A 25,095-nucleotide genomic window follows, 5' to 3' on the forward strand; every position below is an offset into this window, starting at 1 on the left:
TAAAGGGCTGTGAATTCAGTCCTGCCGCGCCAGCTGCGCAATGGTTCTGCCCGATGCATCGCGCAGGGTGAGTTTGCCGCCGACGACCGAAAAGGAACGGGTGCGTTCCAGCGCGGCAAAGAACTTGTGTTCCTGATCCATCAGGGCAGGCGGGCAGAGTTTGCGCGTTGCCGCCGCCGGCTTGAATGTGAGCTTGCGGCCTTTGACCACAGCCTTGCTCATGAAGCGGTTGCAGCCGCCGGAACCGCTCACCGCACCGTCACGGCCGATCGTGAGGGTTGTCTGGGCGAAGTCGATGACGCCGCCGCCATTGATGTCTTCCGCCAGCCAGGACACATCGGTAATGACCGGCACGCGGCTTTCGCTGTGTGCCTTGAACGACAGGCCGAACAGCGCGATCACGCCGGCGAAGCCGATGAAGAGTGACAGAATGGCAAGCCGTCTCATTTCTCAATCTCCTGCCAGCGCGTAAGCGCCGCCGCATCGGTCGATTTGGCCTCGACCCAGCCGCTTGCCGCACCGCTGGCAAGGTGTTCCTTCTTCCAGAAGGGTGCGGCATTCTTCAGATAATCCATCAGAAAGGCGGCAGCGTCAAAGGCGGCGCGGCGATGGGCGGAGGCAGCCACGACCAGCACGATGTTCTCGCCCGGCCGGATCATGCCATAGCGGTGGATGACCGTCAGGCCCGTCAGCGGCCAGCGGCCAAGCGCTTCGCCGGCAATACGGGTGATCTCGCGGGCGGCCATTTCGGGGTAATGCTCGATTTCAAGCGCCTGCAGCGTCCCGGCCTCGTCCCGGCACAGTCCGCTGAAGGTGACGACGGCGCCAATGTCATGGCGTCCCGATGTCAGACGGGCAATTTCAGCGGCCGTATCGAAATCGTCGCTCTGGATGGCGACGCGCGGTCTGATCGCGCCGGACATGGCTTCAGCCGCCGGTCATGGGCGGGAACAGGGCAATCTCATGTGCGCCGCCAATCGGCGTCTTGTGGTCGACATGTTCCTGGTTGATGGCCACGCGGATGACGTCCTGATATTCCAGCGCCGCCTCATATTCCTCGCCGCGGGTTTTGAGATGGCTCAGGAGATCGCCGACGGTCACGATGGAGGGCGCGAGATCGATGATCTCCTCGCCCTTGCCTATGCGTTCGCGCACCCACGCGAAATATACAAGTTTCACTGCCATGGCTCTAATCTACCACATGTTTGAGGCCGGCACGGAAATAGTCCCAGCCGGTATAGAGTGTCACGAGGGCCGCCACCCACAGCAGGGCGATGCCGAACTGCGTCGTATGCGGCACGATCTTGTCGCCGGCGGGTCCCGCCAGAAGGATGGCCACGGCAAACATCTGGATCGTCGTCTTCCATTTCGCCAGCTGGCTCACCGGCACGCTGACCTTCAGTTCCGCCAGATATTCGCGCAGGCCCGAAACGAGAATTTCGCGGCACAGGATGATGATCGCCGCCCACAGCGTCCAGCCGGCAATGGTTCCGTCCGCCGCCAGCAGCAAAAGGCAGGCCGATACCAGCAGTTTGTCGGCTATCGGATCGAGCATGCGGCCGATGGTCGAGGTCTGTTTCCAGATGCGTGCGAGATAGCCGTCGAAGAAGTCGGTGATGCTGGCAATGGCGAAAATCGCCAGCGCGCCCCAGCGCGCCGCATCGCTGGATTGCAGGCTGCCTTCAAGGAAAAAGCACAGCACGACCAGCGGCACCGCGAGAATGCGCCCATAGGTCAACAGGTTCGGCAAGGAGTAGGCGTTGTTCTTGGGCATATTTCCAACCAATCAAATCAGTGCCGATCAAACGGGCTTGTCCGCCAAACGTCAAGCTCATCATTCCGGAGTCGGGCGCAATTGTGTCCCGATTTCAATAAGTAAACCAAACTAGGTGCGAAAATGATCGCGAATGGTGATGGCCATTGCTTCCGATATCCCGTCCACCTTCATCAGATCCTCGACAGCGGCCTGCGATACAGCTTTAGCCGTGCCAAACTGATGAAGCAGTGCACGTTTGCGTGAAGGGCCGATCCCGGCGATCTCATCCAGCGGATTCTTGACCATTTCCTTCTTGCGCTTGGCGCGGTGCGTGCCGATGGCAAAGCGGTGCGCCTCGTCGCGTAGCCGCTGCAGGAAATACAGGACGGGATCGCGCGGCGGCAGGGTGAAGGACTGCTTGCCCTCCATGAAAAACCGCTCGCGCCCGGCATCGCGGTCCACGCCCTTGGCAACGCCGATGGCCGTCACCTTGTCGGCAATCCCCATCTCCTGCAGAATGCCGCGCACCGCGCTCATCTGGCCCTGACCGCCGTCGATCAGGATGATATCAGGCCATGCGGGGAAGGCATCGGACTCCTCGTCGAATTCATCGATCTCCTCATCCGCCGGTGCATCCGGCATGTCCTTGTTTTCCGGCGTGCCGTGTTCCTTGACGAGGCGGCTGAACCGGCGCTCGATCACTTCGCGCATCATGCCGAAATCGTCGCCCGGCGTGATCTCCGTCGAGCGGATGTTGAACTTGCGGTACTGGTTTTTGACAAAACCCTCCGGGCCCGCGACGATCATGCCGCCGATGGCATTGGTGCCCATGATGTGGGAGTTGTCGTAGACCTCGATGCGGCGCGGTGTTTTTTCCAGACCGAAGGTTTCCGCGACCCCCTTGAGCAGGCGCGACTGCGACGAGGTTTCGGCCAGCTGGCGGCCAAGCGCCTCGCGGGCATTGCTGAGCGCGTGCTCGACAAGGTCCTTCTTCTCGCCGCGCTGCGGCACGGTGATCGTCACCTTGCGGTCGGATTTCGCCGTCAGGGCGACACCGAGCAGCTCCTGATCCTCCACCGTTTCCGACAGCATGATCAGCGAGGGGCAGGGCTTGTCGTCGTAGAACTGCGCCAGAAAGGCCCCGAGCACCTCGGCGCTCGACAGCGACGAGTCGGCCTTGGGATAATAGGCGCGGTTGCCCCAGTTCTGGCCGGTGCGGAAGAAGAACACCTGAATGCAGGTGGTGCCGCCGTCCTGATAGATGGCAAAGACGTCGGCCTCTTCAACCGATTGCGGGTTGATGCCCGAATGCGACTGGACGTGGGAGAGAGCAGACAGGCGGTCGCGATAGACCGCCGCGCGCTCGAAATCGAGTTCGGCGGAAGCTTCGCGCATGGCATCGGACAGATGGGTTTTCACCGCCTGGCTCTTGCCGGACAGAAACGCCTTGGTCTCGGTGACCAGCTCGTCATAATCCGCTTCGCTGATTTCACCGGTGCAGGGACCGGAGCAGCGCTTGATCTGGTAGAGCAGGCAGGGGCGCGTGCGGTTTTCGTAGAACGAATCGGTGCAGGTGCGCAGCAGGAAGGCGCGTTGCAGCGCGTTGATCGTGCGCCCGACAGCACCCGCCGAGGCAAAGGGGCCGAAATAATCGCCCTTCGAGGAGCGGGCACCGCGATGCTTGAAAATGCCCGGTGCCAGCCGCCGGTCGGTCTGCTTGGGCGCCGTCAGCAGGATATAGGGAAACGACTTGTCGTCCCGCATCAGAACATTAAAGCGCGGGCGCAAGCGCTTGATGAGATTCGCTTCCAGCAGCAGCGCTTCGGTCTCGGTACGGGTGACGACGAATTCCATTTTCATGGTTTCGCGGATCATGCGGGCGATACGGTTGTTGTGGCCCTGACCGCGTGCATAGTTGGAAACGCGCTTCTTCAGGTTGCGGGCCTTGCCGACATAGAGCACATCGCCGTCGCCGTTGAACATGCGGTAGACGCCGGGCTTGTTAGGCAGCCGCTTGACCAGTTCGCCAATAACATCGGCACCGCTGGTTCCGTCGCTTTCGACGCTGGAATCCCATTCGATCGCATTGATCAGTGCGGCGACATCGCGGATCGGCTCGCTGTTTTCCTCGGCGAGCGGACCGTCATCATCCAGCATCACATCGGTATCCTCCGCGTTCCCGTCGGGGGAAAGCGGCGGGGCCGGATCGATTGCCGGATGATTGCGTGCGTTGGTCATTCTGCCATTCCCGTGACATCCGGCGTCTCCCACGCCAGATGCTGCCCGCCATCCAGGGCAATCATTTGCCCGGTGATGGAGCGCGTCTGCCAGAGATAGCGGATCGTGTTGCCGAATTCTGCCAGATCGGGCCCGTGTTTCAACAGCAGGCCGTCAACTTGTTGTTCAAAATCGATTCTCTCCTGACGTTCGCCCTGCATGGTCGGCCCCGGACCGATGGCATTGACCCGGATATGCGGGGCCAGCGCCTGCGCCATGGTCTGGGTCGCGGCCCACAATGCGGCCTTCGACAGGGTGTAGGAGGTGAATTTGGGCGTGAGCCGCCACACGCGCTGGTCGATAATATTGACAATGAGGCCGTTCTCCCCGTCGGGAAGCGCCGATTTCATCGCATCCGCCAGCAGGACCGGGGCCTTCACATGCACGGCGAAATGCCTGTCCCAGACGTGGTCGTCGAAATTGCCGAACCCGTCGTCATGAAAGATCGACGCATTGTTGACAAGAATTTCCACCGGACCGAGCGCATCCTCGGCGCTGCCGATCAGGCCGCGAACCGCATCGCCGTCGGTCAGATCCGCCTGGACCACCGCCGCGGTGCCTCCGGCCGCCTCTACTGCACGCAGCAGGGCTTGACCCTCTTCGAGCGAATGATTGCAATGAATAGCCACAGCAAAACCGTTGGCGGCAAGATTCTCTACAATCGCCTTACCAACGCGCCTTGCGCCGCCTGTGACAAGGGCAACGGTCTTATCTCTGTGCAAATGGCTCTCCCAGTCCTGCGATTCATGCTCGAATATAGGGAGGATATCGGCAAAGCGCGAGGGTTTGGCGGCATCTGCACTGACAAATGAGAAATTCCAGTCATTCGTTTCATTCATGGCATTTTTGCCAGATGAAGGTGCGTATAGCCACGAAAATTGGCCGAGAAATGCAAGCATAAGGCAGAGTTTAAGTATCGGTTAAGTATACTATATTGAAACCGGCGGATTGCGGACTTTTCAATAAAATTTTCTCAAATATTTCGTAAAATCTATTTTGTCGTACTATTTTTACATCGTTGAAATCATTGGCTAATTCAAAATGTTGCATAATGAACACATCGCATTTCTGCCATTTTCTCGACAGTTTCTTTTCACAGTCTGGCGCGAGTGCCGCCACAATGAGAAGCGAATGTTCCTCTCGTTCAGCGGACGCAAGTTTTGGTTTATCCCCCCGACCAAGTGCCCGCTCCGTGTAGAAGAGTTTAAAAAAAGGAGATTGCCATGCGCACTCTTAAGACAATGATCCTCGCTTCGGCGGCTGTGCTGACGCTCTCCGCCCCAGTTCTCGCTGCTGACGTCATCACCGAACAGGCTCCTGCGCCTGAAGCTGCGTACCAGGCGCCCCAGGCCGATTGGTCCGGTGCATACCTCGGTGTTTACGGCGGTTATGGCTGGAACAAGAACAAGACCAGTGTTGGCAAGCTCGATGCTGACGGCCTGAAGGGTGGCGCTTACGGCGGCTACAACCTGCAGAACGGCCAGTTCGTATACGGTGCTGAAGGCGACATCGGCTACTCCGGTGCCAAGGAAAACAACTTCGGCTACAAGGCCAAGCAGGGCGTAGAAGGTTCTATCCGTGCCCGTGCCGGTATCGCTCTTGATCCGGTCCTGCTCTACGGTACAGGCGGTGTTGCCATTACCGACAGCAAGCTGTCCGGTCCTCTGGGCAGCGAAAGCAAGACCCACGTCGGCTGGACTGCCGGTGCCGGTGCAGAAGCCAAGATCACCCAGAACATCGTCGGTCGCGTTGAATATCGCTACACCGACTTTGGCAAGAAGGACTATGATCTGGGCGGCATCGACAGCGTATCGAACAAGATCACCACGAACGAAGTTCGCGTTGGTGTTGGCTACAAGTTCTAATCTGGACTTGACCTCCAGAAAAAGCCGGGCAGGAAACTGCCCGGCTTTTTTGTTGTTCGGGATTTACTTCGGCAGAAGCGCCGCAAGCTCGGGATGCAGTTCTTCGAACCGCTTCTGCCAGCGCTTGAGTTTCGAACGGCCCTTTTCCCATTTGCCTTCGAACCGCAGGGTTGCATAGGCGAGGGCGGCGGCCAGCGCGATATGGCCGCCATGCAGCTTCTTGCCGAGGCGCGGCGGCGCCGCATTGAGATAGTCGAGCACGCGGATCGCTTTGGCCCATTGCCAGTCGAGCCACGGCTGATGGATTTTCTCTTCCGGATGGAAACGCCGCTCATAGACATGGGCAAGCAGGACATCGCACAGGCCGTCCGCAACGGATTCCAGCTGTTCCGCCTCCAGCCGCTTTTCGGCATTGCGCGGGAAAATCTTGTTGCCCGACACGCGGTTGAAATACTGGGTGATGACGCGGCTGTCGTAGAGCGCCTTGCCGTCGTCGAGAATGAGTGTCGGAATCTTGCCGAGCGGATTGGCGTTGATCAGTTCGGCCGGGGCCGTATTGGTGTCCACGAGGACACTTTCAATCGGAATGCCGGCGTAATGGGCGACCATGCGCACCTTGGTGCTGTAGGGCGAGGCGGGGGAATACAGAACTTTCGTCACGATGACGCTCCTCGGTTGACGATTCGATGGCGAACGGTAAACGCCCGGCGGGTTTTCGCAAAGCGGTCAAAATTGTGCGTGGTTCGACAAGCTCACCATGAGGGAGGTGGTTTGGCTGCAGGGCTCATCACAAACGTTGCAGAATAGTGCTCCCTGCAATCCCCAGTTTCCCCTCATGGTGAGCTTGTCGAACCACGCACGACAAATCATGCAGTGCGGGAATGGATGTTCTACCGCGTTCCCGGCATGTCGACGGAACGCCGGCGGCAGGAGGAGCGGTCAACCTCCGGGCAGCTGCGGAACTGCAGGTCCTTGGTCAGGCAGACGCGCACCTCACGCAGGTATGTGCTGTCGCAGGTGACGGAGACCGCATCCCGCGTCATTCCCGGATTGGCCGCGACGAAGGCCTGTTCGACAAGCTGCGGATTGACGGGCGCCCGCTGGGTGGGCTGGCTGTAGGCGGACGGGATGGCAACGCGCGATACCGCCTGCCGCATCACGGAAAAATAATCTTTCTGCGTCAATCCGGTGCAGGTGCCGTGCTTGCGCCATTCATAGGTGACGAGCCCGGCGGAGGGCATGACGTCGGAGAGCTGCCTGGCCTGGCTGAACGGCACGTCGCGCGGTTCGTCGGTGGTGCAGTCCTGCGGATAGCCCTGTTCATATTGCGGCCAGAGCCCGTGCACGACGAAGCCGTAGGGGCGCCCGGTCGAGCATTGCTGCCGGTTGGCATTGGAGCCCTCGGCGGCGCAATAGCTGGGCGACCAGGACAATGCGAGAACGTAGAAATCAAAACCGGTGCCCGCCGGTACGGGTGCGGCGGGCGCGCCGGTTGTCTGGCGTTCGCCCGCGGCAATCACCTCGGGGGTCTGTTGCGGAACAAGACTTTCCCGCGGCTGCTGCTCACGCAGATAGGTCAGTACCGACACGCCGAGAAGCGCTGCAAACAGGGCGTAGCGCGCCAGGCTGCCGAGCTGCATCAGCGGTCACGGATCATTTCAGGCTGCGGCAGCTGCCATTGTAAACGTTCCAGCGGTCGAACCCGGCCACGCAGAACTCGACATTGTTGCCGATGGAAGCGTAACCCAAGCCTTCCTCGACCACGTACCAGACCGGACGCTGCCTGCCATCGGAGAGATGGGCGGTCGCCTGGCAATAATAGCGCGGGACGGCGGACATTTCCGGATTGCGGCTCGGCTCATAGCGTTGCTGATGAACGTCGCTGAAATCCTGGATCGCCACCTGCTGCAGGCCCGGAACGTGATGCACCTGATAGGAGAACCGGTTGACGATGCGATTGAGGACGCCGGATTTGCCGCAGGTATCGTCATAGGTCTGGCTGGGCGCGCGTTGCAGGTAATCGGCGGAAAACGCCGGAACGGCGGACGAAATTGCCAATGCAGCGCCAAGGGTCGTGGCGAGAAGGGTGGAAACGCGTGCCATAGGGGTCACTCTCCATGAGGTATCGATTTGCGACCAATGTCGGACAGCCGATGCGCGCGGTCAAGCACCAACTTGCTCGCCGCGGATCCAATCGACGGTGAAACCGGCATTCTGCCCGTCACTGAGGACTTTTGACAACGCCGGGAAAACGCTGCGCAGCTCGCCCTCCAGCGTGAAAGGCGGATTGACGATGATCATGCCGGTGCCATCGAGCCGCGGTTCCGGCGAGGGCGCTCGAATCATCAGCTCCGCGCGCAGGATTTTGGGAATGCCGGTATCGTGCAGGAGGGAGGCGAAACGCTTGACCTCCTGCCGGTCCTTGACCGGATACCAGAAGGCATAGGTGCCGCCGGCGAAACGCCGGTGCGCCTTGACCAGGCCTTCCGCCAGACGGTCGAATTCGCCGCCGATTTCAAACGGCGGGTCGACAAGGATGAGGCCGCGCTTTTCCTTGGGCGGCAGGTGAGCGCCCAGCGCCAGCCAGCCGTCCAGCTGTGTCACGCGCACCTGCACGTCGCCTTCGAACAGCTCGGCAAGGAGCCGGGCATCGTCCGGATGCAGTTCAAGTGCCGACAGCCGGTCTTGCTTGCGCAGCAGGTGCCGCACGATCAGCGGCGAACCGGGATAGTGGCGGATGGCCCCATCGGGATTTTCGGCGCGGACAATGTCCAGATAGGGCTGGATGAGACCGGCGACGTCCGTATCCAGTTTGGCCTCGAGCAGGCGGCCGATGCCGCTCTGCCATTCGCCTGTCTTGCCCGCTTCCGTTCCCTTGAGATCGTAGCGGCCGATACCCGCATGGGTATCGATGACGCGAAAGCCATGGTCCTTGCGCTGCATATAGAGCACAATCCGCGTCAGGATAATGTGTTTGACGACATCGGCGAAATTGCCGGCGTGATAGGCGTGACGGTAGTTCATGGCCCTGCTTGTTTCACGATGTTGGTGCTATCGCAAGCATCTCGCTATGCTGATTGTCAAATTGATTCCCGAAGGTCTTCCGATGACAAAACTTCTCGCCATGTCCGGCAGCCTGCGCGCCGTTTCCATGAACAAGTCGGTGCTGGAGGCGTGCAGTCAATTGGTGCCCGCCGGTGTCAGCGTGGCGCTTTATGCGGGGCTGGCGGGGTTGCCGCCGTTCAATCCCGATCTCGACGGCGACAACCCGCCCAAGAAGATTGTGGCGTTGCGCAAGCAGGTCGGTGCGGCGGATGGTCTGATCATTTCCTGCCCGGAATATGCCCATGGCATTCCCGGCAGCTTCAAGAACATGCTGGATTGGCTCGTGTCGTGCGTCGAATTCCCGGGAAAGCCGGTGCTTCTGATCAATACTTCGCCGCACTCGGAGCGCATCACGCCGCTTCTCATGGAAGTCCTGATGACGATGTCGGCGCATGTGGTCACAAGTGCGTCGCTCACCCTGCCGCTCAAGGGCAAGAAGCTGGACGCGGACGGCATCGCCAAAAGCGCGGAATTCGGTGCGCCGCTGCGCGCCGGTCTTGCCAGTTTTGTCGACGGCATCAATGCCGTTTAGAACTTCTCACTTTAAAGATGAGATTATCGAATTTGCCTTATGACCCAAATGTGTCATTGAGCGCGGGGAGCACGCGCATTTCGGGCGTGCCGGGGTCTGATCATGTCCGGAACAGTTGTTCTCATTGTCCTGTTTGCCGCATTCCTGCATGCAAGCTGGAATGCTGTCGTCAAATCCGAGGGCGATAAATTCCTCAACACCGTCGTGGTCGTGACTTCGGCGGGGGTGATCGCCATGATCTGCCTGCCGTTCCTGCCGGTACCGGCGCGCGAGAGCTGGCCGTTTCTGGCGGCATCGGGCGTGGTCCAGCTCATCTATCTCGCGCTTGTCGCGGCGGCCTACCGCAGCGGCGACATGAGCCAGGCCTATCCCATCATGCGCGGCACGGCGCCGCTGTTCGTCGCCATTGCCAGCGGTCCGCTGGTCGGCGAATTCCTGTCGGCGCAGAAATGGTCGGGCATTGCCCTGATCTGCTGCGGCGTGCTGGTGCTGGCGCTGGAGGCGCGGCGGCGGGCAGGGGCCAACCGCGCCACGACGGTCTTTGCTTTGATCAATGCTTTGGTCATCGCCACCTATACCCTGATCGACGGCATCGGCGTCCGGCATTCCGGCGCACCGGCGGCCTATACGATGTGGGTTTTCACCCTCAACGCCATTCCCCTGTTTCTCTGGACCGTCGTGACCCGCAAGGGCGAACTCTGGCCGCATTTCCTCAAGCGGACGCGGCTGGCCACGGTTGGTGGCGTCGGCACGCTCGGCTCCTACGGTCTTGCCCTGTGGGCGATGACCATGGCCCCGGTCGCAGCCGTTGCCGCCTTGCGTGAAACGTCGATCCTGTTTGCCGTGGCCATCTCCGCCCTGGTTCTCAAGGAGAATATCGGCGCCAAGCGCCTGATCGCCGTGGCGCTGATCGCCGCAGGCGCCGCCGTGATGCGTCTCGCCTGACGCCTATTTCGGCACCATGTCGAAATAGGGTTTTGCCTCTTCCAGGGCGCGGGCAAAGGATGGCCGGTTCATCAGGCGATCGCGATAAGCGGTCAGCACGGGATATCCCTCGCCGATCGGCACGGCCATGTCGCCATAGAAAAGCGCGGGGGAAGCGGCGCAGTCCGCCATCGTATAGGCGTTGCCTGCCGCCCACGTCCGGCCTTTGAGACGGTCCTCGAGCACATCATAGGCGGTTCGCAGCTTCTGTCTGGCATGTTCAACGCCCAGCGTATCGTTCTGGCCCTCGGGACGCAGCCTGTCGGTGACGACTTTCTGCATCGGCACATGCACGTGCAGATCGAAGAAGCGGTCGTAGAAGCGCGTTTCCAGTGCCGGCTCCAGCCCGGAGGGCAAAAGCGGCGTCCTGCCGGGAAAATGCTCGGTGAGGTATTCGATGATGATGCTGGATTCAGGAACGGTCTGGCCCCGGGCTTCGTCGCGCAAGACCGGAAACTGCCGGATCGGCCACATCTTGCGGAATTCGGCGCTTGCCTCTTCGTTCATGAAATCGACCATGCAGGGCTCGAAGGGCGTGTCGTTCTCGTACAGCGCGGTCAGCACTTTCATGCAGAACGACGATAGCGGGTGAAAATACAGTTTCAGTGACATTTCGGGCCTCCCATGCAAAGTTTGATCAGTATTCAATACTAAAGTGATTGCTTAAGTATCAAGTCCGCTCGCCAGCGTCAAGCGCGGTCGCGACATTTTGCGTCTGCAGCCGCTATCCAGCCCATTCCGGCGGCGCGAAAACTGCGCTATGGATAGGCCATGAACAAAGCTGTCATCCTCCGCACGGGCCATTCGGCCTGTCCTCACGATTGCCCTTCGACCTGCGCGCTGGATGTCGAGGTGCTCGATTCCGGCCAGATCGGACGCGTGCGCGGCGCCAAGGACAACACCTATACCGCTGGTGTCATCTGCGCCAAGGTTGCCCGCTATGCCGAGCGCATCCACCATCCCGACCGGCTGCTGAAGCCGCTTGTCCGCGGCGGCTCGAAGGGTGAGGGCGTGTGGAAAGAGGCAAGCTGGGATGCGGCGCTTGATCTCGTTGCTGAACGCTTCCTCAAGGCCGAAGCGGAATACGGCTCGCAAAGCATCTGGCCCTATATCTATGCCGGTACGATGGGGCTGGTGCAGCGCGATTCCATGCACCGCCTGCGGCACGCCAAGAAATATTCCAACCAGTTCGACAGTTTTTGCACCAACATGGCCTGGACCGGGTTTTTCGCCGGGACCGGCAAGCTTGGCGGCGTCGATCCGCGCGAAATGGCCAAGTCCGATTGCGTGGTGATCTGGGGCACCAATGCGGCGGCCACGCAGGTCAATGTGATGACCCATGCGGTGCGCGCCCGCAAGGAGCGCGGCGCCAAGATCGTTGCCATCGACATCTATGAAAATGCCACCGTGCGGCAGGCGGATCTCGGCCTCGTGCTGAAGCCGGGCACCGACGGGGCGCTGGCTTGCGCCGTCATGCACGTGCTGTTCCGCGATGGTCTTGCCGATTGGGACTATCTCAATACCTATACGGACGATCCGAAGGGGCTGGAAGCGCATCTTGCCGACCGCACGCCGGAATGGGCGGCGGCGCTGACCGGCCTGACGGTCGCGGAGATCGAAGCGTTCGCCCGGCTGGTCGGCACGACAAAGAAGACGTTCTTCCGGCTTGGCTACGGTTTCACCCGCCAGCGCAACGGCGCGGTCAACATGCATGCGGCCCTGTCCATTGCGGCCGTCACCGGCGCCTGGAACCATGAGGGCGGCGGGGCATTTCACTCCAACTCCGGCATTTTCCGCATGGACAAGCGGGAAATCGAAGGACAGGCCTTCAAGGATTCCTCCGTTCGCCATATCGACCAGTCCAAAATCGGTCTGGCGCTGAACGGTGACAAGGAGACGCTTTATGGCGGTCCGCCCGTCATGGCGATGCTGATCCAGAACACCAATCCGGCCAATGTCGCGCCGCAGCAGCGCCTGATCAAGCAGGGCATGCTGCGCGAGGACCTGTTCATGGTCGTGCACGAACAGTTCATGACCGACACGGCAAAGCTGGCCGACGTGGTGCTGCCGGCCACCATGTTCATGGAACATGACGATATCTATCGCGGCGGCGGCCAGCAGCACATCGTGCTCGGCCCCAAGCTGATCGACGGTCCGGGTGAAACGCGGCCCAATCTCTACGTCATCAACGAACTGGCAAAACGCCTCGGTGTCGGCGACCTGCCGGGCTTCGATCTCGATGCCCGGACGCTGATCGACCATATGATGGCGGCGAGCAATCTGCCGGGCTATGACGTGCTGAAGGAAATCCGCTGGCTCGATGTGCAGCCGGATTACGAAACCGCGCATTACGCGAAGGGTTTCAACTGGCCCGACGGCAAATTCCGCTTCAAGCCGGATTGGACCGGCAGCCCGTCGCCGAACCGTCCGCCGCAGTCCATGGGTACGCAGGGACCGTTCGCGACTCTGCCGCAATGGCCGGATTATTGGGAAGCCATTGAAGTCGCGGATGCAAAACATCCGTTCCGGCTGGGCACATCACCCGCGCATAATTTCCTCAACTCGACCTTTGCCGAAACACCGACCTCGATGCTGAAAGAGGGCCGCCCGGAACTGCTGATCCATCCCGACGATGCATCGGCGCTCGGCATCGAGGAGGGCATGCGTGTCGAAATCGGCAATGAACGCGGCGAGGTGGTGGTGCATGCCCGCCTGAATGCCGGTCTCAAGCGCGGCGTGGTGATCTCGGAAGGCCTGTTCCGCAATTCGGCATTCGAGCGCGGCGAGGGCATCAACGTGCTGACGGGCTCGGACGCGTCGGCGCCCTATGGCGGCGCAGCCTTCCACGACAGCAAGGTTTGGGTTCGCCCGGCAATGAATTGATTTTATTGATATTTTTGACTGTTTTTTGAATTTGTAGTTTTGATTATCTATACATTTTGACAACTATGGTTTACATTTATGAAGCGGTTGATTGAAAAGACCGACACGTTTTTAGACTGGTTTGATGGTCTGCGAGATCAGCGAGCCAGAGCGAGAATTGCCAAACGGCTTGATCGATTGATTGAAGGCAATCCCGGTGATGTCAAAGCTGTCGGCGAGGGCGTCAGTGAACTTCGTATTGATTATGGTCCGGGGTACCGCGTCTATTACATTGAGCGAAAGAGCGTCTTGATTATCCTGTTGTGCGGCGGTGACAAGAGTACGCAGGACCGCGATATCAAGAGAGCACAGACAATGGCCATTACCTTGAGGAAAGCCAGATCATGATAAAGTTAAGTCCCTATGATACCGCGCATCATCTGGATTCCGAAGAGATGATCAAAGAATATCTGGCGGCGACGTGTGAGGATGGAACGCCTGCGGAAATAGCGCGCGCCTTGGGTACCATCGCCCGCGCGCGCGGGATTACCGAGCTTTCCCAAAGAACCGGTCTCCCGCGTCAAACAATATATAAAGCCTTGAGCGGTGAGGGTAATCCGGAACTGGCAACGATTACCAAAGTCGCCGACGCGCTTGGACTGCAACTGAAAATTGTGCCTGCGACGAAAAACAAGAAAGACGCTGCGTAAGCAGCGGCGTCACGTGATCAATCGCTGAAAACTGTCCGTCCGTCCTGCATGACGGCCTTGCCGGATGCCACCTGCGCCAGGGCGCGGGCATAGGTCTCGTGTTCCACGGACAGCACGCGCAATGCAAGACTGTCTGCCGTATCGCCATTGAGCACCGGCACGGCGGTCTGGGCGATGATCGGACCTTCATCCATGCCCGCCGTGACGAAGTGCACCGTGCAGCCATGCACGCGAACACCAGCTTCGAGCGCCTGTTCATGCGTGTGCAGGCCCTTGAACAGCGGCAAGAGCGACGGGTGGATATTGATCATCCGGCCTTCCCAGGCCTGAACGAACTCCGCCGACATCAGCCGCATGTAACCGGCGAGACAGACGATTTCCGCTCCCGCTGCATGCAGCGCATCGGAGACGGCGGCCTCATGCGCCTGCTTTGTCGGATAATCGCGATGCGCAATGGCATGGGCCGCAATGCCGTGCGCCTTTGCCGTTTCCAGCCCGCCGGCGTCAATCCTGTTGGCAATCACGGCGACGATCTCGGCGGGATAGTCAGCCGCCCTGGCTGCTTCAATCAGAGCGGTCATGTTGGAGCCGCGGCCCGAAATCAGGACCGCGACACGCTTCTTGTGGGCTGCGCTGCTCACAGCGCCAGATTGCCCTGATAGACAACACCGCTGTCGGCGCGGGCAACCATGGTGCCAAGACGCACGGCATCCTCGCCCTGCGCCTTCAGCGCAGCGAGCACAGCATCGGCATTCTCGGGGGCAACAACGGCGATCATGCCGATACCGCAATTGAACGTGCGCAGCATTTCATCGCGCGCGACGCCGCCGACCTTGGCCAGCCAGGAGAAGACCGGCGGCACCGAAATGGCGGAAAGATCGATGCTGGCGGTCAGGTCCTTTGGCAGAACACGGGGAATATTGTCGGGAAAGCCGCCGCCGGTGATGTGGGCGAGGGCCTTGATGGCATTGGTTTCGCGGATCGCCGCCAGCAGCGGCTTCACATAGATGCGGGTCGGTGTGAGCAGTGCCTGTCCGAGCGATGTGCCCGGCTTGAAGGGCGCATCGGCATCCCAACCAAGGCCGGAGAGCTCGACAATACGCCGGACCAGCGAAAAGCCGTTGGAATGAACGCCCGAGGAGGCAAGGCCGAGAATGACATCGCCTTCGGCCACATCGCCCGAGGGAAGCAGCTGGTTGCGTTCGGCGGCGCCAACGGCAAAGCCGGCAAGATCGTAATCGCCATCGCGGTACATGCCCGGCATTTCAGCGGTTTCACCGCCGATCAGCGCGCATCCGGCCTGCAGGCAGCCCTCGGCGATGCCGCTGACAATGGCCGCGCCCTGATCCGGGTCGAGCTTGCCGGTGGCAAAATAGTCGAGGAAGAACAGCGGTTCCGCGCCCTGAACCACCAGATCGTTGACGCACATGGCGACGAGATCGATGCCAACCGTGTCATGCACGCCCGCATCGATGGCGATCTTCAGCTTGGTGCCGACGCCGTCATTGGCGGCAACGAGGACCGGATCGGTAAAACCGGCGGCTTTCAGGTCGAACAGGCCGCCAAAACCACCGATCTCGCCATCGGCACCGGGACGGCGCGTCGAGCGCACGATCGGCTTGATCTTTTCGACAAGCAGATTGCCGGCATCGATATCGACGCCTGCCTGCGCATAGGTGAGGCCATTTTTGATCGTCATTGTCAGCTCCGGATTGTTGCTGGCGAAATGGCACGACTCCGCCGTCGCTGCAAGCTCTGAGTGCCCCAAGCGGGGTGAAAACACCAGATATCGACAGTTTGGCCGCCGGAAAGGGGTTGAGCAATACCGCTGCTGCGTCCATCTAGAGCGTAACAATAGAAAATGCGAGGAAGCCGGCCGAGTGACAATTCCCAATTACATCACCATCTTCCGCTTCATCCTCGTGCCGTTCATCGTCATGGCGCTGCTGTCCGGTTCCGTCGGTGCGGCGCTTGTCGGTTTCGTCATCGCCGGCGTTTCCGATGGTGTCGATGGCTACATCGCCCGGCGCTACGACCAGCGTTCGGAACTGGGCGCCTATCTCGATCCCATGGCCGACAAGCTGCTGCTGGTCACCCTGTTCGTCGTTCTCGGGTTCCTCAACGAGCTGCCGGTCTGGCTGGTTGTCATCGTTGTTTCGCGTGACATCCTCATTATCAGTGCGGTGCTGCTGTCGACGGTGATGGCCAATCCGGTGGAAATGCGCCCGCTGTTCGTGTCCAAGGCGAACACGGCGCTGCAGATCGTGCTGGTGGCGTTTACGCTGGCGGATATGACCTTCCAATTTTCGTTCGGCGCGGGGCGGACGATTCTGGTATGGATGGTTGCACTCTTGACCGCAGCGTCCTCCACTGCCTATCTCGTGGCATGGACACAACACATGGCTGGCTATGAGCAAAACCGTAAGCAAGACGAAGACGACACCACCGGCCGAACGTGACATCCACGTGGATGTGCAGGTGAACACGCTGGCAACCGCCGTGCGGCGTCAGGCGTTTTTCTGGACCGGCGCCGTGGTGTTCCTGGCGCTGTTCCTCTACATTTTCTCGTCCATCCTGCTGCCCTTCGTGGCCGGGCTCGTGCTTGCCTACTTCCTCGATCCCGTCGCCGACCGGCTGGAACGCCTGGGCATGTCGCGCCTTCTGGCAACCATCGTCATCCTGATCCTGTTCCTGGTGACCTTTGCGCTGCTGCTGATGATCCTCGTGCCGATCCTGGCATCGCAGATGACCGATTTCATCGCCCGCCTGCCGAGCTACGTCGCCCGGCTGCAGGAACTGATCGCCAACCGCGATTCCCAGTGGCTGAAGGATTTCATCGGCGTCGATGCGTCCGTCATCCGCAACAGCCTCGATTCCCTGCTGCAGCAGGGTGCCGGTTTCCTGTCCACCCTGCTGCAGTCGATCTGGAGCTCGGGCAAGACGCTTATCGATGTCGCCGCGCTGTTCGTCGTCACGCCCGTCGTGGCATTCTACATGCTGCTCGACTGGGACCGCATGGTGCAGAGCATCGACAACCTGACGCCGCGCGACCATGTGCAGACGGTGCGCGAAATCGCCCGCGACATGAACAAGGCCATCGCCGGCTTCGTGCGCGGGCAGGGCACGGTGTGCCTGCTGCTCGGCATGATCTATGCGGTGGGGCTGACCATCGTCGGGCTGAATTTCGGGCTGCTGATCGGACTGTTTGCCGGCCTCATCAGTTTCATCCCCTATGTCGGTTCGCTGGTCGGGCTGGTGCTGGCCATCGGCGTGGCGCTGGTGCAGTTCTGGCCTGACTATTTCTATGTGGGTGCCGTGGCCGTGGTGTTCTTCATCGGCCAGTTCTTCGAGGGCAATATTCTCCAGCCGAAACTGGTGGGCTCCTCCGTCGGGCTGCATCCGGTCTGGCTGATGTTCGCGCTGTTTGCCTTCGGTTCGCTCATGGGCTTCACCGGCATGCTGATCGCCGTGCCGACGGCTGCGGCCATGGGTGTTCTCGTGCGCTTTGTCATCGGCCGTTACCGGCAATCCCCGCTCTACACAGGCGATTACAGCAAAAGCGGGCGGTCCAAAGAAATCCGGTGACATCCGGGCGGCATTGACTGTATTTCACCTGACATGACCGATGCACCGCGACAGCTGCCGCTCGATCTTGGCCATGAGCCGGGATATTCGCGCGACGACCTGATTGTCACCGCCTCCAACATGGCGGCGGTGGACATTGTCGACCGCTGGCCGGGCTGGATTTCTCCCGTCGTCATTCTGGCTGGGCCGACCGGGTCGGGCAAGACGCATCTGGCGGCGGTCTGGAAGGCCGAATCGGAGGCAACTGTCATCGATGCCGCGCATATCGGCGATGCCTCGGGCAGGACCGGTCCGTTCCTGATCGACGCTATCGGCGATGGTCCGATCGATGAAGCCGGACTTTTCCATCTGATCAACAGCGTGCGCCAGAGCGGATCGAGCCTGTTGATGACATCACGCCGCTGGCCGGGCACCTGGCCGGTGCAGCTGCCTGACCTTGCCTCACGCCTGAAGGCGGCAACGACGGTCGAGATCGGCGAGCCGGACGACATGCTCCTGTCCGGGGTGATGTACAAGCTCTTTGCCGACCGGCAGATCGCTGTCGATCCCAATGTGATCAGCTTTCTGGTCAGCCATATCGAGCGGTCGCTGTCCACGGCCAGCCGGGTTGTCGAGCGTCTTGACCGCGCGGCACTAGAGAAGAAATCGAAAATCACCCGCGCGCTGGCCGCCAGCGTCGTCACGGCCCTCGACGAGGGGCAGACGACCTTCGATCTTTAGAGCGTCCGGCCGTTCATGATCTGAACTGCTTTGACGCGAAAAGCGTCAATGGTTCTTGATGGCGTTGAGAAAGATGGCGGCGATCTTGCTCAGATGGTGGTCGCCGTCTTCGTGATAGGCCTGCCGGCCGGCGGTGGAGATCGCGTTGAACAGCTGGTTGCCCTCGCTGTCGAGCGCAAGTGTATCCCTGACGATTTTGGCAATGTCGCCGCGCGGCTGGATTTTCCGGGCGAGATAATCGGCCAGCAGTTTCTGCTGCCGCGGGCGATCATCGGTGATGGCGCTGAAGATGCCCCAGACAAACCAGGTTTCACCGACCTGCATGTCGTCGTCGCTGATCTGGCGCATCTGCTGCTCCCGCAGTTTCGCCTTCTGGGTATCGGCGATGCTTTGGGCCAGGTCGAATGCTGCCGAATCTGTGATCTCGATATGTGCTGACATGATGAAACTCCAACGGTTTGAAATAGGCGCCGGCATGGAAATCAAAGCTGGCGACGGGCGTTCCCTGCAAAACCAGTCCCGGGGGATTGAACCCGGATCAAGGACGTATCTTCAACGTGGCACATCGGCCCGCCAAAGGCTGGTGTGTTCGAGCAGCAGGGAGTGTTCCAAAGTCGGACGTTACAATCAAGCCATTTGTCGCCACTGGCCGCAGGAGCGGCCTTTGTCTGGTTTGCTGCGTTGTGATCAAGATGGAGTTTGTCCAAACCGGCGGTGCACTCCGGGAGTTGCGAAATGAGATTGGGGGGTTGGGACGGGCAACGTTGATTGCTGTATTGCAGCATCAGCACGAGCAGCGCGGAGTAATGAATGCTGAATTCTTCAACGGGGCGCAAAACATCGGGAATTTCGGCTGTGCTTTGATCATCAATAAATTGTGATTGCAGTTTGTATTGCGGTTAATATATCAGTTTTACTGGATGGGGATTCGGGGGAATCCATGAATGAAGATAATTCTTTCCCTGACGTAAGTTTTACTTACGTCGGAAACCATTGGTTTTATGGGAGATTGATCGGTTCATGCTAGGCCTCTTTGTCTCCATGATTTGTTGTAACGGTATCATAGGGAACAATGAAAAATCATCTCCTTGTAGCTGGCACCGGGCGTGCTGGGACAAGCCTTCTCGTCAGATATCTTGATGCGCTAGGTCTGGAAACTCATATCACCAAAGCGGATGGTCAAACAGTATTGTTTGAAGATGCCAATGCGGGCTTGGAAGATCTTATTCTCCACGGCGGTGAGAACCTGCCTTATGTTGTGAAATCTCCTTGGCTGTACCAATTTGCAGATGAGGTGCTTGAAAACAAAAGCATTAAACTTGATGGCGTCATAATTCCGATTCGTAATCTTGTGGAAGCGGCAAGCAGCAGGACCATTCTGGAACTGCAGAACCTCCACCGTACCCAAGAATGGATGGCCGACGAGAGTAAAACCTGGGACGCATGGGGGAGCGCACCTGGAGGTACGGTTTTTTCACTGAACCCTTTGGATCAAGCCCGGCTCCTCGCCGTGGGATTCCATCAGCTCTTGGACAAGCTGACGAATGCTGGGGTTCCAATTTATCTTTTGGCTTTTCCTCGCTTTACCCGAGATCCGGAATATCTCTTTTCAGTCCTTCGAGGGTGTTTGCCAGCATCAGTAAATTTCGACCAAGTGAAGCTGGTGAGCGAGAGGATTGTTGAGCCGGAAAAAGTTCGTGTCAGGTCGGAAATGGTGTCCCAGTTTCCGGTATCAGCTCCGGCGCAATCAGCCGATGAATATCCGTCACTGGAGCAATTGGATAATATTGCGCTGCGACGAGAGATCAGAAGACTGAGACGCCTCGAAGTGGCGGCCAGGCGGGATTTGGCGCAGGCGCACTCGGCACAACAAACGCTGCAAGGCGAACTGGACAACCTTCAAACCGCTTTGGTCGAAAAAGAGCGCAACGCGATGGAAGCGCAATCCGCTACGATATCCCGGTTGGCTGCAACCGTTGCCGACCTTGAAGATAGCTTGAGTTCCATCCAATCGAGTACGTCATGGTCAATCACTCGGCCCCTTCGCAAAGCAGCAACCTTGGTGAAAAAGCTCGGACGTTGAGTGTAGGCCGGCACCCGTCCACAGCGACGGTGCAATCAAGCCATTTGTCACCGAATCATATGCTTCAGCTCGTCTCTCGCAAATGGGGCTGTGGGGCAGGGAGGAACATCAGCAGAACATTCCCGGCGCTTTTCCCGGGCTTTCGGTGCCGTACCCCGCCGTGGCAAAGCTTTTGTTCCGTTTGCGGGCTTTTCTTTGATTTCGCTATTGCGTTCCGGAATCAAAAACTCTAGGGAAGCCAACGTTGAACTTGATACGGAGCGTAGCGCAGCCTGGTAGCGCATCTGGTTTGGGACCAGAGGGTCGGGAGTTCGAATCTCTCCGCTCCGACCATTTCAACCGATGATGCTGCTGGTACTGAACCGAAGCCTGTACTATATCGGGATTTCAGACAAAGGGATTTCTTCTAATGGCAGCACGTATTTACCGCCCCGCAAAAACAGCAATGCAGTCCGGCAAGGCCAAGACCGAAAGCTGGATGCTGGAATTCGAGCCGGAACAGCCGCGCAAGGTTGAGCCGCTGATGGGCTATACGTCATCGCGCGACATGAAGAGCCAGATCCGCCTGTCCTTCGAAACGAAGGAAGAGGCAATCGCCTACGCACAGAAGAACGGCATTGCCTATTCGGTGCAGGAACCCAAGGAAACAAGACGGCGCGTTGTCTCCTATTCGGAAAACTTCCGCTTTGACCGCAAGCAGCCCTGGACGCACTGATTCTTCGACGTTTGGCCTTGTTTGCAGTTTGTTCGGATTTCCCGGCGATACTGTGTTCGCCGGTGTAAAACTGGTCCCGTAGCTCAGCTGGATAGAGCACCGGCCTTCTAAGCCGACGGTCGCTGGTTCGAATCCAGCCGGGATCGCCACTTGCCCATCTAAGTCATTGATTTTACTGATAGGTGTGACGCCCTCTGGTTCAAGGTGCGACGTTGAATTGTTCGCTATGCGTTCAGCGGCACCCCGCGCAAGCCTGACTTTGTCCGCATCGCGCGTATAGACTTCCGCCTCTGTTAAGCGCTTCGAACCATACATGCCCTAAGCTTGTGAGAGATTGCAGCATTGTTTGGGGCTTCCCGCCATGGATAACTTTGCCAAAATTAGATTGCAGCCCTATGTGAGCTGTGGGTATCTTAGTTTTCAAACTTAGACACAACGACAGGTTCATAACAGCTATCGAGCCCCGGCGCGATCTCTATGAAGTCCGCGACCTTGAGACGATCATCTTTTTCGCCGAGAACAATGGATACCTCGCACGAATAGCTTGTTTTGGAATCCGAGCGGGTGGACTTGATATAGCCGCCCACAGTGTTGCTCGCGGATCCGTTCCTGGTTTTAATTACCCACAATTCTGTTATCTCGGCTTGAACGTGTGGATCACGCATTATCCGCTTGCTCTTTTCGTATTGGTTAGTTGAAATCACAATCGTCAACACAGTGCCAAACACAAGGAACTGCAGCCCTTTATCCAACAGTCGATGTGTGGGGTATCCCACCAATCGACTCTGCGCATTGCGTGACTTGTCCGCGATCAAATAACATCTGAACTCATAGGATTCTTGCAGTGAATACCTAGCGGTTTCTGATTTTCGCGGCAGCCCTCCTGGCTTGCCCAACCCGCGACCGGGACAAGGCTTTCAGTCCCGCCAGATCGCTGGCAACTGGTGGCGTAGCGTCGTTACAATCGTCTAATTGGGTAAAAGTAGGCGCATCACGGCAGCAGTAGACCGATTTACAATGCTACTGGGAGGAACCGGCCCTATCACGGTGGCTTTTGCCGTGACGCCGAGCGATACCGCCGAGCTTCCCGAGGTTGCGCGCGCGCTTTGCATTCGGACGACTGGTGCGGTTCATCGAGGCCGAGCAGACACCATGATCCGGCGCGCCTTGGCTGGCAGCATCGAGAGCCACCAGACCATTGGTGGGAATGTATGAGGGATGTTGACCATTTGCCGATCACTGTCATGGATGCCCGTCAGGCGGCTTGCGGACCTTCTCCATCGCCCCGCTGATAGCACCAGTAGCGTACCAGCCTCCCGCCATTCGCGTTGTTTATGAAATGGCGGGCTCATTCTTCCGTACAGATGAAATGCTGCGGCAAGGCTTCGCTGCACATTCAGGGCTGAGCAGGTCGACAGGTTCTTTACTGCAGGAAGTGCGTTGTGATCGCGCGTTGGCGCATAGGGGGAAAGTTCACGATTTGCTTCTCTGAGAGACAATACTCGCTCATGTCCCGCCTCACGGGAGTTGGATAAATTTGCAACACAGCACATCTGGAATTCGACCAGAAAGCGTAATCGTTCCTGTAATATTCTTTACACCATACCGTCATTAGTCTAGCGCTGCAAAGAGGGACGTCAGTTTTTGCATTCATTGTAGGTTGGTTGGATGATTACCCGATACACGTCGCGAGCCTGGAAGATTTACCGTGAACGAGGAATGCGGGCGATTGTAGCTCACATTCTGAGGTTTACAGCACACCGAGTCGAAACCACTCAGATTCCATTTCGCAGTTTGTTCAGAAAGAAGGCACTCAGCGTAGAGTCGCAAATGCGTCGAGTTGGAAGCATTGATCAGATTGGGGCGGTTCTCGCCCGTACAATCCCTGATGGGACGAATCCTGCCGTGCATATACCCGATGCTTCTCTTGGAGAGAGCATTGTCTTTGATCGTGTGGCTGTCGTCGCGCACATCTTTTATCCTGAGGTGGCCGCTGAGATTATCCAATACCTAACGAACATCCCCGTTCCTTTTGGGCTTTTTATAACGACTGACACTGACGACAAGAAGGCCCAGATACTAGCCCGTATTGATAAAAGTGGGGTCAACACCATAGAATGCGAGATACGCATTGTGCCCAACCGTGGCCGTGATGTTGCTCCAAAGTATATCGCGTTCAAGGATATCTATGCCCGTTACCCGGCCTTTTTGCATCTGCATTCTAAGCAATCGCTTCATGCGGCCGGCAAATACGCAAACTGGCGCGACTATCTAATTGGCTCACTCATCGGATCTGAAGAAATTGCTTCAACAAACCTACGCCTTTTGTCCGAAGGAAATGTCGGTGCGGTTTATCCAGAGCATGCGGATTTCATTAAGCCCGTCATCAACTGGGGCTATGATTTTCCCATAGCTAAAGAACTTCTTGCACGAATCGGTGTCACACTGGACGTCTACAATATCCTCGAATTTCCGTCGGGCTCGATGTACTGGGGGCGGTCAGCCGCAATATCAAAATTGCTCGAACTTGATCTGGATTATAGCGATTTTCCTGAAGAGGCTGGTCAGGTCGATGGGACATTGGCGCACGCAATTGAGCGCTCTCTACTCTTATTCGTCGAGAAGTCCGGCTATGGCTGGGTTCGAATTACAACAGAAGGCGGAACAGAAAAGCCAACGAAAGACTTTGAGCCACTCATCACGTCAAGCCAGCACTTTCTTTCCGTTACTCAATGTTCTATTCCCGAATCTACGCGCATAACTTCAATACCTAGGTATGAAGTGCGGCGCCGTTTGAATCTGTTGGTTCCAACTCTAGAGGCAGCACACATTTTCGGTGGAATTGATACGGCTCTAAAAGTATTTCGGCAGATCTTGGATGTCTCTGAGAATGATACTGATTTCCGAGTAATAGTCACTGATAATGCTGTCGGCGAATCTCTTCCAGATATTCTGGACGGTTACGAAATCCAAAAGATCGGGCAAGAAAAACGAGGTCATAAGACAATTGTTGACGCTACCGATCGGCTTTATAATTCTCTTGAACTCACGCGGAATGACATATTTGTTGCCACAGCATGGTGGACCGCCCTCAATGCGTATCGACTACACGATACACAGAAACTTCTTTTCGGCAGTGCGCCACGGGTTGTCTACCTAATCCAAGATTTTGAACCCGGCTTCTATGGATGGTCGACTAAGTATGCGCTGGTCGATGCAACTTATAAACGTGACGAAGACACTTTTGCTATCTTCAATTCTGAAGAGCTTGAACGGTATTTTGCCAAGTATTACCAGCACGCGCACCGATGCGTCATTCCATATGCGCCTAATGCAAAAATCAATGCGGCCTTGACTGAAATTCCGCGCGAAAAGATTATCCTTTTTTACTCGCGGCCGTCTGCAGTGCGCAATTGTTTCGAGGCTGGTATCGATGGTTTGAACTTGTGGTGTCGTCGTAACCCGACAAAGGCAGCCGACTGGACGATCTATTGCATTGGCGAGGCCTTTGATAAATATCAACTCGGCGAACTCAAAAATGCTGTGATTACCGGAAAGATGCCTTTGGATGTGTATGCCAAGCTCTTGAGCAAGGCATCGATCGGCCTATCGCTGATGATTTCACCACATCCTAGCTACCCGCCACTCGAAATGGCATATGCGGGAATCAGAACAATATCCAACCGATACGAATGCAAAGACATCTCGGAGAGAAGTCCACTTCTAACAAGCCTCGACGAGGTCACGCCGGAGAGCATTGCAGACGCAATTGATGCGGCTGTTACGGCTTGTTCAAACTCAATCGGATCCATCACACCAATTCGTATCCCAGTGAAGGACATCCCGACAACGGCACCGATTTTCTCTGCCGATGCTGTCTGGCCGTCAGTGCTGAGATGAG

The 25,095-nt window shown here is 58.1% G+C and carries 28 protein-coding genes and 2 tRNA genes; 16 read left to right on the forward strand and 14 right to left on the reverse strand.

Annotation, left to right across the window (positions count from 1 at the left end):
• Nucleotides 1–15: 15 nt before the first annotated feature.
• The 6 genes from ACZ5FP_RS09750 to ACZ5FP_RS09775 form a co-directional block, all read right to left on the reverse strand.
• Nucleotides 16–447 carry an META domain-containing protein gene (locus tag ACZ5FP_RS09750; RefSeq protein WP_464659836.1) on the reverse strand — a complete coding sequence of 144 codons (432 nt, stop codon included), beginning with the start codon at nucleotides 445–447 and terminating at the stop codon, nucleotides 16–18.
• Nucleotides 444–923 carry a molybdenum cofactor biosynthesis protein MoaE gene (locus ACZ5FP_RS09755; protein ID WP_346306801.1) on the reverse strand — a complete coding sequence of 160 codons (480 nt, stop codon included), beginning with the start codon at nucleotides 921–923 and terminating at the stop codon, nucleotides 444–446. The genes ACZ5FP_RS09750 and ACZ5FP_RS09755 overlap by 4 nt, the downstream gene beginning before the upstream one ends.
• Nucleotides 924–927: 4 nt before the next feature.
• Nucleotides 928–1,185, reverse strand: coding sequence for a molybdopterin converting factor subunit 1 (gene moaD, locus ACZ5FP_RS09760; protein WP_346306802.1), 258 nt, complete (start codon nucleotides 1,183–1,185; stop codon nucleotides 928–930).
• Nucleotides 1,186–1,189: 4 nt separating this feature from the next.
• Nucleotides 1,190–1,774, reverse strand: coding sequence for a CDP-diacylglycerol--glycerol-3-phosphate 3-phosphatidyltransferase (gene pgsA / locus ACZ5FP_RS09765; RefSeq protein ID WP_223611225.1), 585 nt, complete (start codon nucleotides 1,772–1,774; stop codon nucleotides 1,190–1,192).
• A gap of 111 nt (nucleotides 1,775–1,885) precedes the next feature.
• The gene (uvrC, locus tag ACZ5FP_RS09770; protein WP_374042748.1) at nucleotides 1,886–3,994 is read right to left on the reverse strand and encodes an excinuclease ABC subunit UvrC; all 2,109 of its coding nucleotides are present in this window, start codon (nucleotides 3,992–3,994) and stop codon (nucleotides 1,886–1,888) included.
• On the reverse strand, nucleotides 3,991–4,755 hold the full coding sequence (locus ACZ5FP_RS09775) for an SDR family oxidoreductase (protein WP_223611224.1): 765 nt from the start codon (nucleotides 4,753–4,755) through the stop codon (nucleotides 3,991–3,993). Before ACZ5FP_RS09775 ends, uvrC begins: the two co-directional genes overlap by 4 nt.
• 501 nt (nucleotides 4,756–5,256) lie before the next feature.
• On the opposite strand from ACZ5FP_RS09775, the gene ACZ5FP_RS09780 reads away from it, so the two are divergent.
• Nucleotides 5,257–5,898: an outer membrane protein gene (locus ACZ5FP_RS09780; protein ID WP_223611223.1), complete on the forward strand. Its 642-nt coding sequence runs from the start codon at nucleotides 5,257–5,259 to the stop codon at nucleotides 5,896–5,898.
• 63 nt (nucleotides 5,899–5,961) lie between these two features.
• On the opposite strand, the gene ACZ5FP_RS09785 is transcribed toward ACZ5FP_RS09780, so the two are convergent.
• From ACZ5FP_RS09785 to ACZ5FP_RS09800, 4 genes are all read right to left on the reverse strand, one after another.
• Nucleotides 5,962–6,558 carry a glutathione S-transferase N-terminal domain-containing protein gene (locus tag ACZ5FP_RS09785; RefSeq protein ID WP_403172498.1) on the reverse strand — a complete coding sequence of 199 codons (597 nt, stop codon included), beginning with the start codon at nucleotides 6,556–6,558 and terminating at the stop codon, nucleotides 5,962–5,964.
• 230 nt (nucleotides 6,559–6,788) lie between these two features.
• Nucleotides 6,789–7,538: a ribonuclease T2 family protein gene (locus ACZ5FP_RS09790; RefSeq protein WP_464659840.1), complete on the reverse strand. Its 750-nt coding sequence runs from the start codon at nucleotides 7,536–7,538 to the stop codon at nucleotides 6,789–6,791.
• A gap of 13 nt (nucleotides 7,539–7,551) precedes the next feature.
• Nucleotides 7,552–8,001: a hypothetical protein gene (locus ACZ5FP_RS09795; RefSeq protein ID WP_223611220.1), complete on the reverse strand. Its 450-nt coding sequence runs from the start codon at nucleotides 7,999–8,001 to the stop codon at nucleotides 7,552–7,554.
• 60 nt (nucleotides 8,002–8,061) lie between these two features.
• Nucleotides 8,062–8,922 (reverse strand): 23S rRNA (adenine(2030)-N(6))-methyltransferase RlmJ, encoded by an 861-nt coding sequence (locus ACZ5FP_RS09800; protein WP_464659843.1) that lies wholly within the window; start codon nucleotides 8,920–8,922, stop codon nucleotides 8,062–8,064.
• 82 nt (nucleotides 8,923–9,004) lie between these two features.
• Here ACZ5FP_RS09800 and ACZ5FP_RS09805 point away from each other — a divergent pair, with 82 nt between their 5' ends.
• Together ACZ5FP_RS09805 and ACZ5FP_RS09810 are read left to right on the forward strand one after the other, a co-directional pair.
• Nucleotides 9,005–9,535, forward strand: a complete 531-nt coding sequence (locus ACZ5FP_RS09805; RefSeq protein WP_464659845.1) for an NADPH-dependent FMN reductase — start codon at nucleotides 9,005–9,007, stop codon at nucleotides 9,533–9,535.
• A 102-nt stretch (nucleotides 9,536–9,637) separates the two neighbouring features.
• On the forward strand, nucleotides 9,638–10,480 hold the full coding sequence (locus ACZ5FP_RS09810) for an EamA family transporter (RefSeq protein ID WP_464659846.1): 843 nt from the start codon (nucleotides 9,638–9,640) through the stop codon (nucleotides 10,478–10,480).
• Between the two features lie 3 nt (nucleotides 10,481–10,483).
• Here ACZ5FP_RS09810 and ACZ5FP_RS09815 read toward each other — a convergent pair whose 3' ends face one another.
• Nucleotides 10,484–11,131, reverse strand: a complete 648-nt coding sequence (locus ACZ5FP_RS09815; protein WP_464659847.1) for a glutathione S-transferase family protein — start codon at nucleotides 11,129–11,131, stop codon at nucleotides 10,484–10,486.
• Nucleotides 11,132–11,290: 159 nt separating this feature from the next.
• Between ACZ5FP_RS09815 and ACZ5FP_RS09820 the strand changes: the two genes are divergently transcribed.
• The 3 genes from ACZ5FP_RS09820 to ACZ5FP_RS09830 all read left to right on the forward strand — a co-directional run bounded on the left by ACZ5FP_RS09820 (nucleotide 11,291) and on the right by ACZ5FP_RS09830 (nucleotide 14,091).
• Nucleotides 11,291–13,402, forward strand: a complete 2,112-nt coding sequence (locus ACZ5FP_RS09820; RefSeq protein WP_464659849.1) for a molybdopterin-containing oxidoreductase family protein — start codon at nucleotides 11,291–11,293, stop codon at nucleotides 13,400–13,402.
• 78 nt (nucleotides 13,403–13,480) lie between these two features.
• Nucleotides 13,481–13,789: a type II toxin-antitoxin system RelE/ParE family toxin gene (locus tag ACZ5FP_RS09825; RefSeq protein ID WP_464659851.1), complete on the forward strand. Its 309-nt coding sequence runs from the start codon at nucleotides 13,481–13,483 to the stop codon at nucleotides 13,787–13,789.
• On the forward strand, nucleotides 13,786–14,091 hold the full coding sequence (locus ACZ5FP_RS09830; protein WP_464659852.1) for an addiction module antidote protein: 306 nt from the start codon (nucleotides 13,786–13,788) through the stop codon (nucleotides 14,089–14,091). Before ACZ5FP_RS09825 ends, ACZ5FP_RS09830 begins: the two co-directional genes overlap by 4 nt.
• A 17-nt stretch (nucleotides 14,092–14,108) precedes the next feature.
• On the opposite strand, the gene purN is transcribed toward ACZ5FP_RS09830, so the two are convergent.
• Together purN and purM are read right to left on the reverse strand one after the other, a co-directional pair.
• A complete protein-coding gene (gene purN, locus ACZ5FP_RS09835) occupies nucleotides 14,109–14,732 on the reverse strand; it encodes a phosphoribosylglycinamide formyltransferase (RefSeq protein WP_464659854.1) in 624 nt (207 codons plus the stop codon).
• Entirely contained in the window at nucleotides 14,729–15,790 is a 1,062-nt protein-coding gene (gene purM / locus ACZ5FP_RS09840) for a phosphoribosylformylglycinamidine cyclo-ligase (protein ID WP_464659856.1), read from the reverse strand. Before purM ends, purN begins: the two co-directional genes overlap by 4 nt.
• A gap of 181 nt (nucleotides 15,791–15,971) precedes the next feature.
• On the opposite strand from purM, the gene ACZ5FP_RS09845 reads away from it, so the two are divergent.
• From ACZ5FP_RS09845 to hdaA, 3 genes are read left to right on the forward strand one after another with little or no spacing between them, the layout of a single operon-like run.
• Nucleotides 15,972–16,550: a CDP-alcohol phosphatidyltransferase family protein gene (locus ACZ5FP_RS09845; RefSeq protein ID WP_346305711.1), complete on the forward strand. Its 579-nt coding sequence runs from the start codon at nucleotides 15,972–15,974 to the stop codon at nucleotides 16,548–16,550.
• Nucleotides 16,501–17,676, forward strand: coding sequence for an AI-2E family transporter (locus ACZ5FP_RS09850; protein WP_223611211.1), 1,176 nt, complete (start codon nucleotides 16,501–16,503; stop codon nucleotides 17,674–17,676). The genes ACZ5FP_RS09845 and ACZ5FP_RS09850 overlap by 50 nt, the downstream gene beginning before the upstream one ends.
• Nucleotides 17,677–17,709: 33 nt before the next feature.
• Nucleotides 17,710–18,396, forward strand: a complete 687-nt coding sequence (gene hdaA, locus ACZ5FP_RS09855; protein ID WP_464659859.1) for a DnaA regulatory inactivator HdaA — start codon at nucleotides 17,710–17,712, stop codon at nucleotides 18,394–18,396.
• A 45-nt stretch (nucleotides 18,397–18,441) separates the two neighbouring features.
• On the opposite strand, the gene ACZ5FP_RS09860 is transcribed toward hdaA, so the two are convergent.
• Entirely contained in the window at nucleotides 18,442–18,837 is a 396-nt protein-coding gene (locus tag ACZ5FP_RS09860) for a hypothetical protein (RefSeq protein WP_464659861.1), read from the reverse strand.
• Between the two features lie 242 nt (nucleotides 18,838–19,079).
• On the opposite strand from ACZ5FP_RS09860, the gene ACZ5FP_RS09865 reads away from it, so the two are divergent.
• From ACZ5FP_RS09865 to ACZ5FP_RS09895, 7 genes are all read left to right on the forward strand, one after another.
• On the forward strand, nucleotides 19,080–19,277 hold the full coding sequence (locus ACZ5FP_RS09865; RefSeq protein ID WP_464659863.1) for a hypothetical protein: 198 nt from the start codon (nucleotides 19,080–19,082) through the stop codon (nucleotides 19,275–19,277).
• A gap of 191 nt (nucleotides 19,278–19,468) precedes the next feature.
• Nucleotides 19,469–20,479 carry a hypothetical protein gene (locus tag ACZ5FP_RS09870; protein WP_464659865.1) on the forward strand — a complete coding sequence of 337 codons (1,011 nt, stop codon included), beginning with the start codon at nucleotides 19,469–19,471 and terminating at the stop codon, nucleotides 20,477–20,479.
• A 256-nt stretch (nucleotides 20,480–20,735) separates the two neighbouring features.
• A tRNA-Pro gene (locus tag ACZ5FP_RS09875) sits at nucleotides 20,736–20,812 on the forward strand.
• A gap of 76 nt (nucleotides 20,813–20,888) precedes the next feature.
• Complete coding sequence (locus ACZ5FP_RS09880) at nucleotides 20,889–21,194, forward strand: ETC complex I subunit (RefSeq protein ID WP_105735719.1); 306 nt, start codon at nucleotides 20,889–20,891, stop codon at nucleotides 21,192–21,194.
• Between the two features lie 72 nt (nucleotides 21,195–21,266).
• Nucleotides 21,267–21,343 (forward strand) — tRNA-Arg (locus tag ACZ5FP_RS09885).
• An 868-nt stretch (nucleotides 21,344–22,211) separates the two neighbouring features.
• Entirely contained in the window at nucleotides 22,212–22,409 is a 198-nt protein-coding gene (locus ACZ5FP_RS09890; RefSeq protein ID WP_464659867.1) for a spike base protein, RCAP_Rcc01079 family, read from the forward strand.
• Between the two features lie 615 nt (nucleotides 22,410–23,024).
• On the forward strand, nucleotides 23,025–25,094 hold the full coding sequence (locus ACZ5FP_RS09895) for a rhamnosyltransferase WsaF family glycosyltransferase (protein WP_464659869.1): 2,070 nt from the start codon (nucleotides 23,025–23,027) through the stop codon (nucleotides 25,092–25,094).
• Nucleotide 25,095: the final 1 nt, after the last annotated feature.

Source organism: Phyllobacterium sp. T2-21, from assembly GCF_055378485.1.